The 18258-nt window shown below is 65.4% G+C and carries 17 protein-coding genes and 2 tRNA genes; 14 read left to right on the top strand and 5 right to left on the bottom strand.

The window, feature by feature from the left end:
* Positions 1-8: 8 nt before the first annotated feature.
* The 3 genes from ACQY8B_RS12410 to rimO all read left to right on the top strand — a co-directional run bounded on the left by ACQY8B_RS12410 (position 9) and on the right by rimO (position 2437).
* Positions 9-317, top strand: coding sequence for a hypothetical protein (locus ACQY8B_RS12410; RefSeq protein WP_422086975.1), 309 nt, complete (start codon positions 9-11; stop codon positions 315-317).
* A 74-nt stretch (positions 318-391) separates the two neighbouring features.
* A complete protein-coding gene (phaR, locus tag ACQY8B_RS12405) occupies positions 392-952 on the top strand; it encodes a polyhydroxyalkanoate synthesis repressor PhaR (protein ID WP_081267273.1) in 561 nt (186 codons plus the stop codon).
* A 78-nt stretch (positions 953-1030) separates the two neighbouring features.
* Positions 1031-2437: a 30S ribosomal protein S12 methylthiotransferase RimO gene (gene rimO, locus ACQY8B_RS12400; protein WP_422086974.1), complete on the top strand. Its 1407-nt coding sequence runs from the start codon at positions 1031-1033 to the stop codon at positions 2435-2437.
* 84 nt (positions 2438-2521) lie between these two features.
* Here rimO and ACQY8B_RS12395 read toward each other — a convergent pair.
* Together ACQY8B_RS12395 and ACQY8B_RS12390 are read right to left on the bottom strand one after the other, a co-directional pair.
* Positions 2522-2606 (bottom strand) — tRNA-Leu (locus ACQY8B_RS12395).
* A 269-nt stretch (positions 2607-2875) separates the two neighbouring features.
* Positions 2876-2960 (bottom strand) — tRNA-Leu (locus ACQY8B_RS12390).
* Between the two features lie 81 nt (positions 2961-3041).
* Here ACQY8B_RS12390 and rnr point away from each other — a divergent pair.
* The gene (gene rnr / locus ACQY8B_RS12385) at positions 3042-5309 is read left to right on the top strand and encodes a ribonuclease R (RefSeq protein ID WP_422086973.1); all 2268 of its coding nucleotides are present in this window, start codon (positions 3042-3044) and stop codon (positions 5307-5309) included.
* Positions 5310-5361: 52 nt separating this feature from the next.
* On the top strand, positions 5362-6126 hold the full coding sequence (locus ACQY8B_RS12380; RefSeq protein WP_422086972.1) for an SDR family oxidoreductase: 765 nt from the start codon (positions 5362-5364) through the stop codon (positions 6124-6126).
* 13 nt (positions 6127-6139) lie between these two features.
* On the opposite strand, the gene ACQY8B_RS12375 is transcribed toward ACQY8B_RS12380, so the two are convergent.
* Entirely contained in the window at positions 6140-7600 is a 1461-nt protein-coding gene (locus ACQY8B_RS12375; RefSeq protein ID WP_422086971.1) for an NAD(P)H-hydrate dehydratase, read from the bottom strand.
* Between the two features lie 41 nt (positions 7601-7641).
* Between ACQY8B_RS12375 and ACQY8B_RS12370 the strand changes: the two genes are divergently transcribed.
* Positions 7642-8070: a hypothetical protein gene (locus ACQY8B_RS12370; RefSeq protein ID WP_422086970.1), complete on the top strand. Its 429-nt coding sequence runs from the start codon at positions 7642-7644 to the stop codon at positions 8068-8070.
* On the opposite strand, the gene ACQY8B_RS12365 is transcribed toward ACQY8B_RS12370, so the two are convergent.
* Both ACQY8B_RS12365 and ACQY8B_RS12360 read right to left on the bottom strand, forming a co-directional pair.
* Positions 8060-9313, bottom strand: coding sequence for a D-amino acid dehydrogenase (locus ACQY8B_RS12365; protein ID WP_422086969.1), 1254 nt, complete (start codon positions 9311-9313; stop codon positions 8060-8062). The two genes, ACQY8B_RS12370 and ACQY8B_RS12365, sit on opposite strands and share 11 nt — an antisense overlap.
* A 53-nt stretch (positions 9314-9366) precedes the next feature.
* Positions 9367-10692, bottom strand: a complete 1326-nt coding sequence (locus ACQY8B_RS12360) for an amidase (protein ID WP_422086968.1) — start codon at positions 10690-10692, stop codon at positions 9367-9369.
* Between the two features lie 209 nt (positions 10693-10901).
* Here ACQY8B_RS12360 and rpsB point away from each other — a divergent pair, with 209 nt between their 5' ends.
* From rpsB to rseP, 8 genes are all read left to right on the top strand, one after another.
* The gene (gene rpsB, locus ACQY8B_RS12355) at positions 10902-11657 is read left to right on the top strand and encodes a 30S ribosomal protein S2 (protein ID WP_081267266.1); all 756 of its coding nucleotides are present in this window, start codon (positions 10902-10904) and stop codon (positions 11655-11657) included.
* Between the two features lie 81 nt (positions 11658-11738).
* Positions 11739-12662 carry a translation elongation factor Ts gene (gene tsf, locus ACQY8B_RS12350; protein ID WP_422086967.1) on the top strand — a complete coding sequence of 308 codons (924 nt, stop codon included), beginning with the start codon at positions 11739-11741 and terminating at the stop codon, positions 12660-12662.
* Between the two features lie 96 nt (positions 12663-12758).
* A complete protein-coding gene (pyrH, locus tag ACQY8B_RS12345; protein WP_081267264.1) occupies positions 12759-13481 on the top strand; it encodes a UMP kinase in 723 nt (240 codons plus the stop codon).
* Positions 13482-13492: 11 nt separating this feature from the next.
* Positions 13493-14053 carry a ribosome recycling factor gene (gene frr, locus ACQY8B_RS12340; RefSeq protein WP_081267263.1) on the top strand — a complete coding sequence of 187 codons (561 nt, stop codon included), beginning with the start codon at positions 13493-13495 and terminating at the stop codon, positions 14051-14053.
* An 8-nt stretch (positions 14054-14061) separates the two neighbouring features.
* Positions 14062-14790 (top strand): polyprenyl diphosphate synthase, encoded by a 729-nt coding sequence (gene uppS / locus ACQY8B_RS12335; protein ID WP_422086966.1) that lies wholly within the window; start codon positions 14062-14064, stop codon positions 14788-14790.
* A 19-nt stretch (positions 14791-14809) separates the two neighbouring features.
* Positions 14810-15655, top strand: a complete 846-nt coding sequence (locus ACQY8B_RS12330) for a phosphatidate cytidylyltransferase (RefSeq protein ID WP_422086965.1) — start codon at positions 14810-14812, stop codon at positions 15653-15655.
* The gene (gene ispC, locus ACQY8B_RS12325; protein WP_422086964.1) at positions 15652-16839 is read left to right on the top strand and encodes a 1-deoxy-D-xylulose-5-phosphate reductoisomerase; all 1188 of its coding nucleotides are present in this window, start codon (positions 15652-15654) and stop codon (positions 16837-16839) included. The genes ACQY8B_RS12330 and ispC overlap by 4 nt, the downstream gene beginning before the upstream one ends.
* 33 nt (positions 16840-16872) lie before the next feature.
* A complete protein-coding gene (gene rseP / locus ACQY8B_RS12320; protein WP_422086963.1) occupies positions 16873-18243 on the top strand; it encodes an RIP metalloprotease RseP in 1371 nt (456 codons plus the stop codon).
* Positions 18244-18258: the final 15 nt, after the last annotated feature.

Genomic DNA, 18258 nt, shown 5'->3' with positions numbered 1-18258 from the left:
CGGCGCTGATGAAGCAGGCTCCTCTCGAGTTTGCACGCGCTGTCTACGGCATCAACGACCACTCAAGTGGCCGCACCGACACGATGGCCGCACGCGAAGTAGCGCGTGCACAACGCCAGGGTATGCCGGTGACCGAAGAGCGAGCCGAACAGCGTGCGCGCGCCTATCTGCCTACCACCGGGCAGGAGCACTGCCCGCGCTGCTGGGTCGTCTACGGGCAAAAAAATCCACTGCGTTTTCGTAGTACCGCTGAAGAGCGGCCCGAAACCGCGGCCTGCCATGCATGCGGCGCGGAGTACGCAATATCGCCGGATTGAACAATGTGCGGGGCGCGGTCAGGGTAAACCTTGTCGCGATGCAGCAAAACCGCTCCCTAGAATCATCCGATGACATGGGCGTCCATGTGAAGGAGTCCGCAGTGCAGAGCAAGAAGTCCGGGGTCAAGCCGGTACAGCGTGTGATCAAGAAGTACCCCAACCGAAGGCTCTACGACACCGAGACATCGACGTACATCACCTTGACCGAGGTGAAGCAGCTGGTCATCCAGAACGCGCAGTTCGTGGTGCGGGATGCCAAGACCGGTGACGACCTCACGCGCAGCATCCTGCTGCAGATCATTCTCGAAGAAGAGGCGGGTGGCGCGCCGATGTTCACCGAGCAGGTGCTGGCCAACATCATTCGCTTCTACGGGCAGGCGATGCAGGGCTACATGGGCCCGTATCTCGAGAAGAACATCCAGGCCATGACCGAAGTGCAGGCGCAGTTGGCCGACAAGGCCGAAGGCCTGACGCCCGAGATGTGGTCGCGCTTCATGACCATGCAGTCGCCGATGCTGCAGGGGCTGATGGGCAACTACGTCGAGCAATCCAAGAACGTTTTCCTTCAGATGCAGGAGCAGATGCAGAAAAACACCGAGCAGGTATTGGGGGCCTTTGGCATCAAGCGTCCTTGAGTACCGCCCGATCGCCATAAGGCAAAGGTTTTTCGATGGGCGCCCGGCCGTCACCGATAGCTGGGACAATAGAGGCATATGAGCGAAGTTGCCTCCCCCGAACGCACGGCCACGCCGACCGCCCCCAAGGTCGGATTCGTGAGCCTGGGCTGCCCCAAGGCCCTTACCGATTCCGAATTGATCCTGACCCAGTTGAGTGCCGAGGGTTATCAAACTGCCAAGACCTTCGAAGGTGCCGATCTTGTGATCGTCAACACCTGCGGCTTCATCGACGATGCCGTGAAGGAAAGCCTGGACACCATCGGCGAAGCGCTGGCTGAAAACGGCCGTGTCATCGTCACGGGCTGTCTCGGGGCCAAGACGGGCGACCAAGGTGGCAATCTGGTGCGCCAGATGCATCCGAGCGTGCTGGCCGTTACCGGCCCCCATGCCACGCAAGAGGTGATGGATGCGGTGCATGCGAACCTGCCCAAGCCGCACGACCCGTTCATCGACCTGGTTCCCAACACCTTCGGCGTTGCCGGCCTCAAGCTGACGCCGCGCCACTATGCCTATCTGAAGATCAGCGAAGGCTGCAACCACCGGTGCACCTTCTGCATCATCCCGTCGATGCGCGGCGACCTCGTGTCGCGGCCGGTCGGCGACGTGCTGAGCGAGGCCAAGGCCCTGTTCGAGGGTGGCGTGAAAGAGTTGCTCGTGATCAGCCAGGACACTTCGGCCTACGGCGTCGACGTCAAATACCGCACCGGCTTCTGGGATGGCAAGCCGGTCAAGACCCGCATGCTCGAACTGGTGCGCACCCTCGGTGAAATCGCCGAGCCGTATGGCGCCTGGGTTCGCCTGCACTATGTGTACCCGTATCCGAGCGTGGACGAAGTCATTCCGCTGATGGCGAGCGGCCAGGTGTTGCCGTATCTCGACGTGCCGCTGCAGCACAGCCACCCTGATGTGCTCAAGCGCATGAAGCGGCCGGCCAGCGGCGAGAAGAACCTGGAGCGTATTGCGCGTTGGCGCGAGGTGTGCCCGGAGCTCGTGATCCGCAGCACCTTCATTGCCGGCTTCCCAGGCGAGACCGAGCAGGAATTCGAGCACCTGCTCGACTTCATCCGCGAAGCCGAGATCGATCGCGCCGGTTGCTTTGCCTACAGCCCGGTCGCAGGCGCCACGGCCAACGACATTCCGGGCATGCTGCCCGAGCCTGAGCGCGAAGCGCGCCGTGCCCGCTTCATGGAAGTGGCAGAGGCTGTGTCGATCGCCAAGCTGCAGCGTCGCATCGGCTCGACCATGCAGGTGCTTGTCGATTCGGCGCCGGGCCTGGGCCGCAAGGGTGGAGTGGGGCGCACGTACGCCGATGCGCCTGAGATCGACGGCACGGTCCGCCTGTTGCCGCCCGAGAAGATCAGCAAGACGCTGAAGGTCGGCGAGTTCACGCGCGCGCGCATCGTGGGCGCCGAAGGTCACGACCTGATCGCCCTGCCGATTTGATGCAGATTCGAACGGACAAGAAAAAAGCCACCGGAGACCGGTGGCTTGTTTCGGAACATGACCTGGCGGGGGTCAATGTGAATTTGGTGCCCAGAAGAGGACTCGAACCTCCACGATGTTACTCGCTAGTACCTGAAACTAGTGCGTCTACCAATTCCGCCATCTGGGCATTCTCTGCTTTTCAGCAAAGACTGCGATTATATACACAGATTTGGCGCAACCTTTTTGGCGAGTGGAAATTTTTGCGTCTTCACGGCTTTGTTCGTGTGGGTGATTTGTTGCCGAATGCGGGCGAGCGTGTTCGTGCGTGCACGGTCGGTATCGGCGGGTGCAATCTGGCGATCGTGTCGCACGTGATGCGGATGCGAACGACCATGAAAAAAGCCACCGGATACCGGTGGCTTGAATCGAATGACCTGGTGAGGGTCTGTATAAACTTGGTGCCCAGAAGAGGACTCGAACCTCCACGATGTTACTCGCTAGTACCTGAAACTAGTGCGTCTACCAATTCCGCCATCTGGGCCCACGTAGTTGCCGAAGCAACTGCGTTTTGAATTTCAGGAAAGAAGGAGATCATATCAAAAATAATGGCACTTCCAGCGGCTTGCTGGACGAATTCGAAGGAACTGTTCAAGGACATCGCGACGGGCACGGCTTCGTGCAGCGTGATGACGGTGAAGCAGACATTTATTTGCCGCCGAACGAAATGCGCGCGGTGCTGCACAAGGACCGCGTCAAGGCGCGCGTGGTGCGGCAAGACCGGCGCGGCCGCCCCGAGGGGCGCGTGGTCGAAATCGTCGAACGCCCAGAGCAGCCGATCATCGGACGCCTGTTGCACGAAGGCGGCATCTGGCTCGTTGCGCCGGAAGACAAGCGCTACGGGCAGGACGTCCTGATTCCCAAGGGCGCGACCGGTCCCGCGAAGGTGGGTCAGGTCGTCGTCGTGCAGCTCACGGAACCGCCGGCGCTGTTCGGCCAACCCGTGGGCCGAGTGAAAGAAGTGCTGGGCGAGATCGACGACCCCGGCATGGAAATCGAGATCGCCGTGCGCAAGTACGGCGTGCCTCACGAGTTTTCCGCGGAGTGCCTGGCCGAAGCCAAGGCGCTGCCCGAGAAGGTCCGCCCCGCCGACAAGAAGGGGCGCGTAGACCTCACCGACGTTCCGCTCGTCACCATCGACGGCGAAGACGCACGCGACTTCGACGATGCCGTCTACTGCGAGCCCGCGAAGGTGGGCCGTGGCAGGGGCTGGCGCCTGCTGGTCGCGATTGCCGACGTCAGCGCCTATGTTCAGACCGGTTCGGGCATCGACATCGACGCCTACGACCGCGCCACCAGCGTCTACTTTCCGCGCCGCGTCATCCCGATGCTGCCGGAGAAGCTCTCGAACGGCCTGTGCTCGCTCAACCCCGAAGTCGAACGCCTGTGCATGGTGTGCGACATGCTGGTTGCGGCCGACGGCGAGATCTACGCCTACCAGTTCTATCCGGCCGTGATGTTCAGCCACGCGCGGTTCACGTACACCGAAGTGGCGGCCATCCTCGGCAACACGCGTGGCCCTGAAGCCGCCAAGCGCAAGGACCGCGTAAAGGACCTGCTGAACCTCGCCGACGTCTACAAGGCGCTGCTCAAGCAGCGCGGCAAGCGCGGCGCGGTCGACTTCGAAACCACCGAGACGCAGATCATCTGCGACGACGCCGGCCGCATCGAGAAGATCGTGCCGCGCACGCGCAACGAAGCGCATCGCCTGATCGAAGAAGCGATGCTCGCGGCCAACGTCTGCAGCGCCGACTTCATCGCCGAAGGCAAGCACCCGGGGCTGTTCCGCGTGCACGAAGGCCCGACGCCCGAGAAGAAGGAAATCCTGCGCGGCTACCTGAAGGCGATGGGTGTCGGCCTGAGCATCACCGACGACCCCAAGCCGGGCGAATTCCAGGCGATCGCCGAGGCCACCAAGGAGCGCCCCGACGCGCAGCAGATCCACACCATGCTGCTGCGCTCGATGCAGCAGGCGATCTACACGCCGATCAACAGCGGCCACTTCGGCCTCGCCTACGAGGCTTACACCCATTTCACGAGCCCGATCCGGCGCTATCCGGACTTGCTGGTGCACCGCGTGATCAAGGCCATCCTGGGCAAGACGCGCTACCAGCTGCCGATGCTGCCGACCCCGGGCGAGGCGCATGCCAAGCTGGCGAAACGGCTTGCTTCGCGCGTGAAGGCGCCGACCAACAAGCCGCAGAAGGCGACTGTCGCGCCCAGCAAGGAAGTGCTGGCATGGGAGGCCGCGGGCCTGCATTGCAGCGCCAACGAACGCCGTGCCGACGAGGCCAGCCGCGACGTCGAGGCCTGGCTCAAGTGCAAGTACATGCGCGAGCACCTCGGCGAGGAGTACGGCGGCGTGGTCACGGCGGCCACGACCTTCGGCATCTTCGTCACGCTCGATGCGATGTACGTCGAAGGGCTGGTGCATATCACCGAGCTCGGCGGCGAGTACTTCAAGTTCGACGAGATGCGCCAGGAACTGCGCGGCGAGCGCACGGGTATCCGCTATGCCATCGGCACGCGGGTGCGGGTGCAGGTGAGCCGCGTCGACCTGGACGGCCGCAAGATCGACTTCCGCCTCGTGCGCGAAGGCGAGGAACTCACGGCACGTGCCATGAAGGACAAGGGCGTGGCATCGTCGGGCGTGCCGGTCAAGGCGTCGGCCAAGCGAGGCAGCCGCCACAAGGCGGCGGAAGCCGGCGGCGGCGAGCCGCGCGGGGAGCGGGGCACCTCGGCTTCTGCCGGGCCGCAATCCGCGATGCAGGCTTTCAAGTCGGCGGTCAAGAAGGCCGCCAACAAGATGAAGGGGCGCAAGCCGCGCCGCTGATGCCTTGCAGCATGAACCATCGACAACCTCAAGAAAGAAAGAGACAGACAGCATGAGCGCTGAAGACAACAAGGGCCGCATCGCCATCGTCACCGGGGCGGGTTCCGGCATCGGCCGCGCCGCGGCGCTGGCGCTGCTGGGCGACGGCTGGAGCGTGGCACTGGCCGGGCGCCGGCTGGAGCCGCTGGAGCAGGTCGCCGAAGAATCGGGCGCCGGTGCCCGTGCCTTTGCGGTGCCTGCCGACGTGGCCAAGGCCGATTCGGTGCAGGCCTTGTTCGCCGCCACGGTCGAGCGCTTCGGGCGTGTCGACCTGCTGTTCAACAACGCAGGTGTGGGCAACCCGCCCGGCCCCTTCGAGGACTGGACGCCAGAGCAATGGCAGGGCGTGGTCGACATCAACCTGACGGGCATGTTCTTCTGCATCCAGCAGGCGTTCCGCACGATGAAGGCGCAGACGCCGATGGGCGGCCGCATCATCAACAACGGCTCCATCTCTGCCACCGCGCCGCGCCCCAATTCGGCAGCCTACACGGCGACCAAGCATGCGGTCGAGGGTCTCACCAAGACCGCGTCGCTGGACGGCCGCAAGTACGACATCGCGGTGGGGCAGGTCGACGTGGGCAATGCGATGACCGAGCTGGCCGCGCGCATGGCCAAGGGCGTGCCGCAAGCCAACGGCGAACTCGCGATCGAGCCACTGATCGACGTGAAGATCGTCGGCCAGTCGGTGCTCTACATGGCGAACCTGCCGCTGGAAGCGAACGTGCTGTTCCACACCATCATGGCGACGAAGATGCCCTTCGTCGGGCGCGGCTAGGCAAAGAGCCGCGTCAGGCGGGCGCGCGGCGGGCCAGCCTGCCCGCCGTGAGCGGAGCGGCATCGGCCGGCCAGGTGTCGGCGATGTGGCCATGCTGCCAGACAGCTTCGCAGGCCGCTTCGAAGGCGGGTCGGCCGGCTGCCAGCGCGGCGCCGATCATGCCGGCCAGCACGTCGCCGGTGCCGGCGGTCGCCAGGCGGGCGTTGCCTGTCAGGTTGATGACCGGAGGCGCTCCGCTTGCGTCCGAAACCACCGTCCCCGATCCCTTGAGCACGGCGACCACGCCGAAGCGCAATGCAAGCTGGCGCGCCGCCGCGAGCCGGTCGGCCTGGATGTCGGCGGCCGTGCAGCCGAGCAGGCGAGCTGCTTCGAGCGGATGCGGGGTGATCACGGTGGGCAATCCGTCTTTTCCGCGCGATGCGAGTTGCCGCTGCAGCGCGCTGTCGGCCGCGATGGCGTTGAGAGCATCCGCATCGAGCACCAATGCAGCGGCTGTCGCCAGCACGCGCGGCAGGAGTTCGCGCACGGCTTCGCCGCCGCCGCAACCGCAGACGGCGGTCATTGCCGACAGGTCGAGCGAGCGGGCGTCGCGCAGCATCAGTTCTGGCTGTGAGGTGTCGACGACGGCCGCCCCGGGGTCGAGCAGGCCGACGAACACCCGGCCTGCGCCGGCATGCAGCGCGGCTGATCCTGCCAGCAGCGCCGCGCCCGCCATGCCGGACGCTCCTCCGATTACCGCGACGTCGCCGTAGCTGCCCTTGTGCGCGGCATGCGCGCGCGGCAGTGCCCTCGGCGTGCCGGCGAGCCGGGCGGTTGGCTGATCCTTGATGTGGCTGCAGCCGAGATCGTCGAACCAGGTGATGCCTGCTGCGTCGCGCCCTTGTGCGGTGAAGAGACCGGGCTTCAGCGTAAGAAAGGTGATGCAGTGGCGTGTCGACGCGGTCGTGTGGTCGGCGTCTTTCGGCAGCACGCCGGTGTCCGCGTTCAACCCTGACGGCACATCGACACTGAGCACCGGCTGCGCGCTCGCATGCATCTGCCGTAGCCATTCGGCCATCGTGCCTTCGGGTGGTCTTGTGGAGCCGATGCCGAGCAGTGCGTCGATGGCGAGCTCGTAAGCGGTCGGCGGGTTCTCTGCAAAGGTGACACCCGCGTCGCGGGCACGCTGCAGTGATGTTTTCGCATCCGGCGGCAGCCGGCTCTCGTCCCCGGCGAACGTGACCACGGGAAAGAAGCCCCGATGCCGCAACTGCGCCGCCGCCTCGAAGCCGTCGCCGCCGTTGTTGCCGGGCCCGCACGCCACCCATATGGTTCGCGCATGCGGCGCAATGGCCATTGCAAGTCGCGCGACCGCGAGGCCGGCGCGCTGCATCAACGTGTGAGCAGGCAGCGCGGCTGCCGCGGCCTGCTCGATGCGGCGCGTGGCGGCGATGTCGAACAGGTCTGCGGCGGTGGCGGGTGTGATGCGTTGCATCGATCCATTGTGCCGCTGCGTTGCCTCTCTATCATCGGTGGATGAACTTCAAGAGCGTCGCGTGGGTGCTGGCCCTGCTTGTTGCGGGGCTCGTCTTTTTCCTGGCCGCGACCATTGCCTGGATCGCCGGATGGGCATGGGTGCTGGCCCTGCTGGGTGCCGTGTGGGGCGTCTTCCTGCTGGCCCAACTGAAGCGCTGGGTGCCGTTGAGGGATGTGGCCTGGGCCGCCAATGTCGGCATCGGCATCAGCGTGATCCGCTGGTTCGATCTGCCGGCTGGAAGCGTTTCGGGGCTGGCGCGCTTGGCCCTGTTCGGTGCCGGTGCGATGTGCCTGGTGTTCTTTGCGTTGATTGGCCCCGGCTTGCTGGGATGGATCGCGGAGCGCCTGCGGCCGCCGCCGGAGCCCGAGCTTCCCGTCGAGCAGCCCGCGAGCCCGGAGCGCCTGCGCCGGTGGGATCCTAAAGACTGAGGCGCTCGACGCCGAGCCCTTCGAGGTCGATCCCCGGGTCCTGGCCCGCGATCAGGTCGCCCAGCACGCGGGCGCTGCCGCACGACAGTGCCCAGCCGCTCGATCCGTGGCCGAGGTTGAGCCATACGCCCGGGATGCCGCTGGCGCCCAGCACCGGCGGGCCGTCCGGCAGCATCGGCCGTGCGCCTTTCCATTGCTGTACGCCCGACTGCAGGGTTGCCGCCCCCGGGAACCAGTCGTGCAGCACCTTGTAGAGCATCTGCACCGAGGCCGGATTCATCGTGTCCAGCGAGCCGCCGATCTCGGCGCTGCCGGCCACGCGCACGCGCTGGCCGAGGCGGGAGACGGCGACCTTGTAGCGCTCGTCCATCACCGCGCTGCGCGGGGCATTGAGCGGCTCGCGCACCGGTGCGCTGACCGAATGACCGTAGACCGGCGCCATCGGAATGCGCAGGCCCAGCGGGCGCAGCAGCGTGGCCGAGGCCAGGCCTGCACACACGACGATGGCGTCGTAGCGCACGGGATCCGAGCCGCTGGCCAGCGACAGCGAAGTGGGCGCGGCGCGGCTCAGCGGTGCGATGTCGCAGTTGAAATGAAACTGCGCGCCCAGCGCCTCGGCCTCCCACTTGAGCAGCAGCGCGAACTGGCGGCAGTTGGCCACTTCGTCTTCCGGCAGGTGGATGGCGCCCGCCAGCGGGGTTTCGGGGTTGAGCGCGGGCTCGATCAGGCGGGCCTCGTCGGCATCGACTTCCTTGAAGACGCTGCCGGCCGCGCGCAGCACGTCGAGCCCGGGCTGGACCAGCTTTTTCTCGCGCTTGGAGCGCAGCAGCACGAGGTAGCCGTCGCTGCGCTCGTAGCTCAGCTCGCGCGCCTCGGTCACTTCGTGCAGCCGGGTGCGGCTGTAGAAGGCCAGCCGCTGCATGCGGGCGCGGTTGGCAAGGTAGGTCTCGAGCTTGCAGGCCTTCTGCCAGCGCGACATCCAGCCGATGTCGCGCGAACTCAGGGGCCAACGCAGCTTGATGGCGCCATGCGAGGACAGCAGCGAGCGCAGCACCTTGCCGCGCATGCCGGGAGCGGCCCAGGGGGTGACGTATCCGGGGGCGACCACGCCCGCATTGGCGAAGCTGGCTTCTTCGGCGGCGGCGCCCCGGCGCTCGAACACGGTCACTTCATGGCCGTCGGAAACCAGTTCCCAGGCGGTGGTGACGCCGATGATGCCGGCGCCCACGATCGCGATTTTCATTGAATGTTCTAGATAAGAGAGACGGCGGACGCCCGTAGTATGGGCGAAGCCAGCTATTGATTCTGTAGCGTGCGCTCGGTTTGCAGGGCTAACGCGAGCACGGCGTCGTCGTGCAGCGCGGCATGCCACAGCATGAGGCCGACCGGCAGTTCGCCGGGGACGTGGCAGGGCAGCGAGATGGCGCAGCCGTCGAGCATGTTGACGATCGACGGGTTGCGCAGCAGCAGTCCGTTGATGCGGAAGAACTCGTCGTCGCGCTCGGCACCCGGCGCCACGCTGGCAATGGCGGGCGCGGTGATCGGCACCGTAGGCGACAGCACGGCGTCGAAAGGCGCCAGCGCGGCTTCGACGCGGGCGATCCAGTCGCGGCGGGCATGGATCAGGTCGATGTATTCATGCGCCTTCATGCCGGCACCGCGCAGGATGCGCTGGGCCACGCGCGGGTCGTAGCCGGCGCTGCTGCGTTCCAGCAGCAGCCGGTGCCAGGCGTGGGACTCGGCCGCCGAGAAGCCGCCGGTAGCGTTGATGGTTGCCAGCTCGGCCAACTCGGGGAGCGCGATCTCTTCGATGCGGGCGCCGGCGGCGCGCAGCCGCTTCAACGAACGCTGGAAGGCGGTGGCGACGGTGGGGTCGATGTCGTCGAAGAACACGTTCTTCACCACGGCGATCCGGTAGGCGGCCAGGGGCGCATTGCCTGCCGTGACGCGCCGCGCGGCAAGAATTTCGTGCACGGTGATGGCGTCGCGCACCGATCGCGTCATGGCGCAGACGGTGTCGAGCGTGGTCGAAAGCGGCAGCGCGCCGTCGGCGGGTGTCAGGCGGGCGGTGTTCTTGAACCCGACGATGCCGTTCAGCGCCGCCGGAATGCGGATCGAGCCGCCAGTGTCGGAGCCCAGGCCGATGAAAGCGGCGCCGCTGGCCACCGAGACTGCGGCGCCTGACGAAGAGCCGCCCGGAATGCGGGGCGTGGCGGTGTCGCTCACGTTGGCGGGCGTGCCGTGGTGCGGGTTGACGCCGACGCCGGAGAAGGCGAACTCCGTCATGTTGGTGCGCCCGGTCAGTACGCCGCCCGCAGCGCGCAGCCGCGCCACGGCGAGGGCGTCGGTACTGGCGGCTGGTGCATGCGACAGCACCACGGAGCCGGCGGGCGTCGGCTGGCCCGCGACATCGAACAGGTCCTTGCTGGTGAAGGCCAGCCCGGCAAGCCGGCTTTCGGTGTCGGTGCCGGCAACGGTCTGGCGGGCCTCGTCGAACATCGTTCGGGTGAAGACGTGGGCGCAGGCTGCCGACTGCGAAACGTCGATGGCGCGCTCCAATTCGGTGCGTACATCGGAGCCACCTGCCAGGAGGGAGAGACGGGTGGCGTGGAGGTCGTTCATGTGTGGGGCTGCAGTGCCGCGAGGACGGCTCGGGTTCAGGAAGAGGGCAGAGTGGCCGTGCTATACTCTTTGGGTTTCGCTGGTCGAGCGACGGCTCCCGTTGCATCCAGCCAGACACATCCGCAAACCGGCCCAATCAAGGTGTTGTGACTCATCCAAGAGAGCACAAAACGGGCTGGATTTTAGACCCAACCTTTGGAGTAATTTCAATGTCTACCACCATGCGCGAAATGCTGGAAGCCGGTGTCCACTTCGGTCACCAAACCCGCTTCTGGAACCCCAAGATGGCTCCGTTCATCTTCGGTCACCGCAACAAGATTCACATCATCAACCTGGAAAAGTCGCTCCCGATGTTCCAGGACGCGATGAAGTACGCCAAGCAACTCACGGCCAACCGCGGCACGATCCTGATGGTCGGCACGAAGCGCCAGGCCCGTGAAATCGTGGCTGCCGAAGCCCGCCGCGCCGGCGTGCCCTTCGTCGACACCCGCTGGCTCGGCGGCATGCTGACAAACTTCAAGACCGTCAAGACCTCGATCAAGCGTCTGAAGGACATGAAGGCCCAGCAGGAAGCCGGCCTCGACTCGCTGAGCAAGAAGGAGCAACTGACCTTCTCGCGCGAAATCGAGAAGCTCGAAAAGGACATCGGCGGCATCCAGGACATGACCGCTCTGCCCGATGCCATCTTCGTGATCGACGTGGGCTTCCACAAGATCGCCGTGGCTGAAGCCAAGAAGCTCGGCATTCCGCTGATCGGTGTGGTCGACTCCAACCACTCGCCCGAAGGCATCGACTACGTGATCCCCGGCAACGACGACTCGTCGAAGGCCGTCACGCTGTACGCACGCGGCATCGCCGACGCCATCATCGAAGGCCGCAACAGCGCCACCGGTGACGTGGTCAAGGCCATTGCCGAAGGCGGCAGCGACGAATTCGTCGAAGTCGAAGAAGGCGCTTCGGCCTGATCGGCGCGTTCGCGAGCCTGAAGAAGGGGCTTTGGTGCCCCTTTTTTTTAACCTGATTTTTGGATTTACGGAGATACACAAATGGCTGCAATCACCGCAAGCATGGTCGGCGAACTGCGCGCGAAGACCGACGCGCCCATGATGGAATGCAAGAAGGCCCTGACGGAGGCTGACGGCAACATGGAAAAGGCCGAAGAGCTGCTGCGCATCAAGCTCGGCAACAAGGCCGGCAAGGCGTCGGGTCGCATCACCGCCGAAGGTGTGGTCACGGCTTTCGTCGACGGCGCTGCCGGCGGCATGATCGAAATCAACTGCGAAACCGACTTCGTCACCAAGAACGACAGTTTCCTGGCCATGGCCAACGCTGCCGCGATGCTGGTCGCCAAGAACAACCCCGCAGACATCGCCGCCCTGGGCGCGCTGGCCTATGAGCAGGACGGTTTCGGTCCCACGCTCGAAGACGTGCGCAAGGGCCTGATCGGCAAGATCGGCGAGAACATGAGCTTCCGCCGCTTCAAGCACTTCACGGGCAACGGCAAGCTGGCTTCGTACCTGCACGGCACGCGCATCGGCGTGATGGTCGAGTTCGAAGGCGACGACACGTCTGCCAAGGACGTCGCGATGCACATCGCCGCCATGAAGCCGGTCGCCATCCAGGCTTCCGATGTGCCTGCCGACCTGATCGAAAAGGAACGTGCAGTTGCCAAGGGCAAGGCCGACGAAGACCGCAAGACGGCAGAAGCCGAAGGCAAGAAGCCGCAGCCGGACGACATCGTTGCCAAGCGCATCGAAGGCGGCGTGCAGAAGTTCCTGAAGGAAGTCTCGCTACACAACCAGCCGTTCGTCAAGAACGACAAGCAGACCGTAGAGCAGATGCTCAAGGCCGCCAACACCACGATCAAGGGCTTCACCCTGTACGTGGTCGGCGAAGGTATCGAGAAGAAGGTCGACGACTTCGCCGCCGAAGTGGCTGCGCAAGTTGCTGCTGCCAAGGCTGCTGCCTGATCCAGCCGCCACACAAGCGGCGGTGCGCGAACGCGTGCCGCCGCTTTTTCACCGCTACGTTTTACACTCGCCCCCGCCAACTCAAGGAAATTGCCCATGTCTGATGCCCGCCCAGCCCACAAGCGAATCTTGTTGAAGCTGTCGGGAGAGGCGTTGATGGGCGACGACGCTTTCGGCATCAACCGCGCCACCATCGTCCGCATGGTGGAGGAAATCGCCGAAGTGGTGAACATGGGTGTCGAAGTGGCCGTGGTCATCGGCGGCGGCAACATCTTCCGCGGCGTTGCGGGAGGCTCCGTCGGCATGGACCGCGCCACTGCCGACTACATGGGCATGCTGGCCACCGTGATGAACGCGCTGGCACTGGCCGACACCATGAACAAGCAGAATCTGGTGGCCCGGGTGATGTCTGCCATTGCCATCGAGCAGGTGGTCGAGCCCTATGTGCGCCCCAAGGCCCTGCAGTACCTCGAAGAGGGCAAGGTCGTGGTGTTCGCCGCCGGTACGGGCAACCCGTTCTTCACCACCGACACGGCCGCCGCGCTGCGCGGTGCCGAAATCGGCGCCGAGCTGGTGCTCAAGGCGACCAAGGTCGATGGCGTGTACACCGCCGACCCAAAGACCAACCCCAATGCAACGCGCTACGCCACGCTGACTTTCGACGAGGCGATCGCGCAAAATCTCGGCATCATGGACGCCACGGCCTTTGCGCTGTGCCGCGACCAGAAGCTGCCGATCAAGGTGTTCTCGATCTTCAAGAACGGCGCGCTCAAGCGCGTCGTCATGGGCGAGGACGAGGGCACGCTGGTGCATGCCTAGGAGTATTTGAGATGACCATTGCAGATATCCGCAATGCGACCGATGCGAAGATGAATCAGTCGCTCGCCGCATTCCAGAACAACCTGACCAAGATCCGTACGGGGCGCGCAAATTCGGCACTGCTCGACTCGATCCACGTCGAGTACTACGGCTCCCAGGTGCCGCTGAGCCAGGTGGCCAACGTGTCGGTGCTCGACTCGCGCACCATCAGCGTCCAGCCCTGGGAAAAGGGCATGGGCGCCAAGATCGAGAAGGCCATCCGCGAAAGCGACCTGGGCCTGAACCCCGCCTCGATGGGTGACCTGATACGCGTGCCGCTGCCCGCAATGAGCGAAGAGCGCCGCAAGGAAATGACCAAGCTGGTCCGCAACGAAGGCGAAAGCGCAAAGATCGCCACGCGCAACCTGCGCCGCGACGCCAACGAATCGGTCAAGAAGCTGGTCAAGGACAAGCTGGCATCGGAAGACGACCAGAAGCGTGCCGAAGCCGAGATCCAGAAGGTCACCGACCGCCACATCGCGGAAATCGACCGCCTGGTCGCGGCCAAGGAAGCGGAGATCATGGCCGTTTGAGGCCTGTCATGGCCTCGTCAACGCCGCGCACCCCGCATCACGTTGCCATCGTCATGGACGGCAACGGCCGTTGGGCGACGCGGCGCTTCCTGCCTCGCGTTGCGGGGCACAAGCAGGGCGTCGAATCGCTGCGCCGCTGCGTCAAGGCCTGCGCCGACCGCGGCGTGGGCGTGCTCACGGTGTTCGCGTTTTCTTCCGAGAACTGGAACCGGCCCGTCGAGGAGGTTTCCGGACTGATGGAGCTGATGGTCGGTGCGCTCGCTCGCGAAGTGCCCCGGCTCAGCAGCGACGGCGTGCGGCTGCACTTCGTCGGCGAGCGCGGCGGGCTGTCGCCGAAGATGGTGAAAGGCTTGGTCGACGCCGAGGCTGCCACCGCGCACAACGAGCGCATGGTGCTCAACGTCTGCTTCAACTACGGCGGCCGGTGGGACATCGCTCAGGCGGCGGCCAAGCTGGCGGCTCGGGGCGACACCATCACCGAGGCAAGCCTCGACAGGGCGATGGCCCTTGCCCATGTGACCGATCCCGACCTGTTCATCCGCACGGGCGGCGAGCAGCGGTTGTCCAATTTCCTGCTCTGGCAGAGTGCCTACGCCGAGCTTTTCTTCAGCGACAAGCTGTGGCCGGAATTCGACGAGGCTGCGCTGGACGAGGCCATCGCCGCGTTCCAAAGCCGCGAGCGTCGCTTCGGCCAAACCTCGGCACAGGTCTCGGCTCCCCAAAGCCAGACGGCCTGACAGCCAGACAACCTCTCGCATGCTCAAACAACGCATCCTCACGGCGATCGTGCTGCTCGCGATCCTGCTGCCGGCGCTGTTCTACCGAAACTACATTCCCTTTGCCTGCGTGATGCTGGTGCTGATCGGTGCCGCTGCCTGGGAGTGGGGGCGCCTGAACGGCTATGGCCAGCGGCTGTCGGTGTTCCTGGGCATCGAGACGGTGGTGCTTTGCGCGCTGTCGTGGTGGCTGGGCCTGCTCGAGCAGTCGCTGGTGCTGATGTGGACCCTGGCCGGCGCCGCCTGGGTGCTGGGTGGCGCGCTGCTGCTCCGCGTGGCGGTGCCGGGCTGGCCGCGGATTCCGCGCGGGCTGCGGCTGGTCGGTGGCCTGTTGGCGCTCTGGGTTGCATGGCTTGCGGCGGTGCAGGCGCGCATGGTCGGCATCAACTTCCTGCTGTCCATCCTGGTGCTGGTGTGGGTCGCCGACGTGTTCGCCTATTTCGCCGGCCGGGCCTTCGGCCTCAAGTTCACCCGCAACAAGCTCGCTCCCGCGATCAGTCCTGGCAAGAGCTGGGAAGGTGTCTGGGGCGGCATGATCGGCGTGGTGGTGCTGGCTTTTGCCTGGGTCTGGGCCGACAAGGCGACGGGCGCGACCGTCGCCAGTCTCTACACACGGCTCAACGAGCGCGGCTGGTGGCTCCTGCTGCTCGGTGCGCTGTTTCTTGCGGCGATGAGCGTCGTGGGCGACCTCGTCGAATCACTTATCAAGCGAAGCGCCGGCGCCAAGGACAGCAGCAAGCTGCTGCCCGGCCACGGCGGCGTACTCGACCGCGTGGATGCCCTCTTGCCGGCGCTTCCCATTGCCATGATGCTGGCTTTCCTGTGAACACTCCCAAACAACGCGTCACTGTGCTCGGTTCGACCGGTTCGGTCGGCGTCAGCACGCTCGACGTCATTGCGCGTCATCCCGAGCGTTTCGAGGTGTTTGCGCTGTCCGCCGCCACCAAGGTAGACGAACTGCTGGCGCAATGCGCGCGGTTCCTGCCGCGTTTCGCCGTCATGGCCAGCGCGCCGCATGCGGCACTGCTGGCTGAAAAGATCAAGCAGAACAACCTGAAAACCGTTGTCCTGGCTGACAGTGATGCTCTTGAAAAGATAGCGGCGCACGAAGATGTCGACGCCGTCATGGCCGCCATCGTCGGCGCAGCGGGCCTCGGGCCCTGCCTGGCCGCCGCGCGTGTCGGCAAGCGCCTGTTGCTGGCCAACAAGGAGGCGTTGGTCGTCGGGGGCGAACTGTTCATGCGTACGGTGCGCGACGGAGGGGCCACGCTGCTGCCGATCGACAGCGAGCATTCCGCCATCTTCCAGTCGCTGCCCGAAGATCCGACAACCTGGTCGCGTCGCATCGACAAGATCATCCTGACCGCCTCGGGCGGCCCATTCCGCACACGCGCGCCAGAGACACTGGGCGCAGTGACGCCCGAACAGGCTTGCGCCCATCCGAACTGGGTAATGGGGCGGAAGATCTCGGTCGACTCGGCCACGATGATGAACAAGGCGCTCGAAGTGATCGAGGCACGCCACCTGTTCGGCGTGTCGCCCGAGCAGATCGAGGTCGTCATTCATCCGCAGAGCGTGGTGCATTCGATGGTGCAGTTCACCGACTCATCGGTCATCGCCCAGCTCGGCACGCCCGACATGCGGGTGCCGATCGCGGTCGGCCTGGCCTGGCCCGAGCGCATCGAAAGCGGCGCGGCTCGGCTCGATTTCCGCCAGATGGCTTCGCTGACCTTCACCGCGCCCGATGCGGCGCTCTTTCCGGGGCTGGGCCTGGCATGGCACGCATTGCGCGCGGCGCCGGGTACGACGGCCGTGCTCAATGCCGCCAACGAGGTCGCGGTTGAAGCATTCCTGAACCGGCGGCTTCGTTTCGACCGCATTCATGCGGTCAACATGGAAACTTTGGAGACGGTCGCCCCCTCCAAGCCGGCATCGCTGGCCGACCTGCTGGCAATCGATGCCAGCGCCCGTGCGGCGGCCAATGCCGCGGCGCTGCGTTTCGCAGCCTGACGACGATCCACCCTTACAGCTCAGAGGACCCGGATGCTTACTGTCATAGCCTTTGTGGTCGCGCTCGGTGTCTTGATCGCGGTACACGAATACGGCCACTACCGTGTCGCTGTGGCCTGTGGCGTCAAGGTGGAGCGTTTTTCGGTCGGGTTCGGCAAGTCGCTGTTCCGCTGGCAGCCCAAGCGGCAGCATCCGGGGCAATCGACCGAGTTCGTCATCGGCGCATTCCCGCTGGGCGGCTACGTCAAGATGCTCGACGAGCGCGAAGGCCCGGTTGCCCCTGAAGAGCGCCATCGCGCCTTCAATACCCAGCCGCTGCGCTCGCGGGCGGCCATCGTCGCCGCGGGTCCCGTCGCCAACCTGCTGCTGGCCGTGGTGCTCTACACGGCGGTCAACTGGATCGGCGTGCAGGAACCTGTCGCCAAGCTGGGCCGCCCGGTGGCGGCCTCGATGGCCGAGGCCGCGGGCCTGCATGGCGGCGAATACATCACCCGGGCGGGCTTCGATGGCGATCTGTCGCCGGTTCAGTCCTTCGAGGACTTGCGCTGGCGCATGACGCGCGGCGCGCTCGACGGCCATGACCTGACGCTCGAAGTGGCGGGCGAGGGCGGCCGGCCCGCGCGCACGCTGGTGCTTCCCCTGAGCAGCCTCGAGAGTCGGGATGCCGATCCACAGATGTTCCGCAAGATCGGCGTGCTCGCTCCCCTGACGAAGCCGGAAATCGGCGAAGTCATGGCCGGCAGCGCCGCGGAGCGGGCAGGCCTGCGCAACGGCGACGTTGTGCGCGCCATCGGCGACACGGCCATCGTCGATGGACAGCAGCTGCGTGAAGTGATCCGCGCCTCGGTCGATGGCGGCCAGCCGCGTACCCAGGCCTGGAAGATCGAGCGCGGCGGGCAGTCGCTCACGATCGACGTCAAGCCCGAGGTGCGGGAAGAGGGCGCCGCCAAGGTCGGCCGAATCGGCGCCTACGTGGGCGCCCCCCCGGAGATGGTGACGGTGCGCCAAGGGCCGGTCGACGGCGTCTGGCGTGGCGTGGTGCGCACCTGGGAGGTGTCGGCGCTGACCGTGCGAATGATGGCCAAGATGGTCATTGGTGAAGCCTCCCTTAAGAATTTGAGCGGTCCGCTCACCATTGCCGACTATGCCGGCAAGTCCGCCAGCCTCGGCCTGACGCAGTATCTTGTCTTCCTTGCGCTCATCAGCGTGAGCCTTGGCGTGCTCAATCTCATGCCGCTGCCGGTCCTCGATGGGGGGCACCTGATGTATTATCTTTGGGAGGGCCTGACCGGGAAAAGCGTCTCTGACGCCTGGATGGAACGGCTGCAGCGGGGCGGGGTTGCCCTGTTGCTGGTCATGATGTCGGTCGCACTCTTCAACGACGTCACGCGGCTCTTTGGTTAACTTTCTGCCGGCCCT

The organism is Variovorax sp., assembly GCF_965279555.1.
GTDB lineage: Bacteria > Pseudomonadota > Gammaproteobacteria > Burkholderiales > Burkholderiaceae_C > Variovorax.
Note: the sequence above shows the minus strand (reverse complement) of the source record. Positions and strands in the feature narration are given on the sequence as shown.

What these genes read in the sequence shown, in the direction of transcription:
- ACQY8B_RS12410 (WP_422086975.1), top strand. Translation starts at nt 9, where the DNA reads ATGAAGCAGGCTCCTCTCGAGTTTGCACGCGCTGTCTACGGCATCAAC.
- phaR (WP_081267273.1), top strand. Translation starts at nt 392, where the DNA reads ATGGGCGTCCATGTGAAGGAGTCCGCAGTGCAGAGCAAGAAGTCCGGG.
- rimO (WP_422086974.1), top strand. Translation starts at nt 1,031, where the DNA reads ATGAGCGAAGTTGCCTCCCCCGAACGCACGGCCACGCCGACCGCCCCC.
- ACQY8B_RS12380 (WP_422086972.1), top strand. Translation starts at nt 5,362, where the DNA reads ATGAGCGCTGAAGACAACAAGGGCCGCATCGCCATCGTCACCGGGGCG.
- ACQY8B_RS12375 (WP_422086971.1), bottom strand. Translation starts at nt 7,600, where the DNA reads ATGCAACGCATCACACCCGCCACCGCCGCAGACCTGTTCGACATCGCC.
- ACQY8B_RS12370 (WP_422086970.1), top strand. Translation starts at nt 7,642, where the DNA reads ATGAACTTCAAGAGCGTCGCGTGGGTGCTGGCCCTGCTTGTTGCGGGG.
- ACQY8B_RS12365 (WP_422086969.1), bottom strand. Translation starts at nt 9,313, where the DNA reads ATGAAAATCGCGATCGTGGGCGCCGGCATCATCGGCGTCACCACCGCC.
- ACQY8B_RS12360 (WP_422086968.1), bottom strand. Translation starts at nt 10,692, where the DNA reads ATGAACGACCTCCACGCCACCCGTCTCTCCCTCCTGGCAGGTGGCTCC.
- rpsB (WP_081267266.1), top strand. Translation starts at nt 10,902, where the DNA reads ATGTCTACCACCATGCGCGAAATGCTGGAAGCCGGTGTCCACTTCGGT.
- tsf (WP_422086967.1), top strand. Translation starts at nt 11,739, where the DNA reads ATGGCTGCAATCACCGCAAGCATGGTCGGCGAACTGCGCGCGAAGACC.
- pyrH (WP_081267264.1), top strand. Translation starts at nt 12,759, where the DNA reads ATGTCTGATGCCCGCCCAGCCCACAAGCGAATCTTGTTGAAGCTGTCG.
- frr (WP_081267263.1), top strand. Translation starts at nt 13,493, where the DNA reads ATGACCATTGCAGATATCCGCAATGCGACCGATGCGAAGATGAATCAG.
- uppS (WP_422086966.1), top strand. Translation starts at nt 14,062, where the DNA reads ATGGCCTCGTCAACGCCGCGCACCCCGCATCACGTTGCCATCGTCATG.
- ACQY8B_RS12330 (WP_422086965.1), top strand. Translation starts at nt 14,810, where the DNA reads ATGCTCAAACAACGCATCCTCACGGCGATCGTGCTGCTCGCGATCCTG.
- rseP (WP_422086963.1), top strand. Translation starts at nt 16,873, where the DNA reads ATGCTTACTGTCATAGCCTTTGTGGTCGCGCTCGGTGTCTTGATCGCG.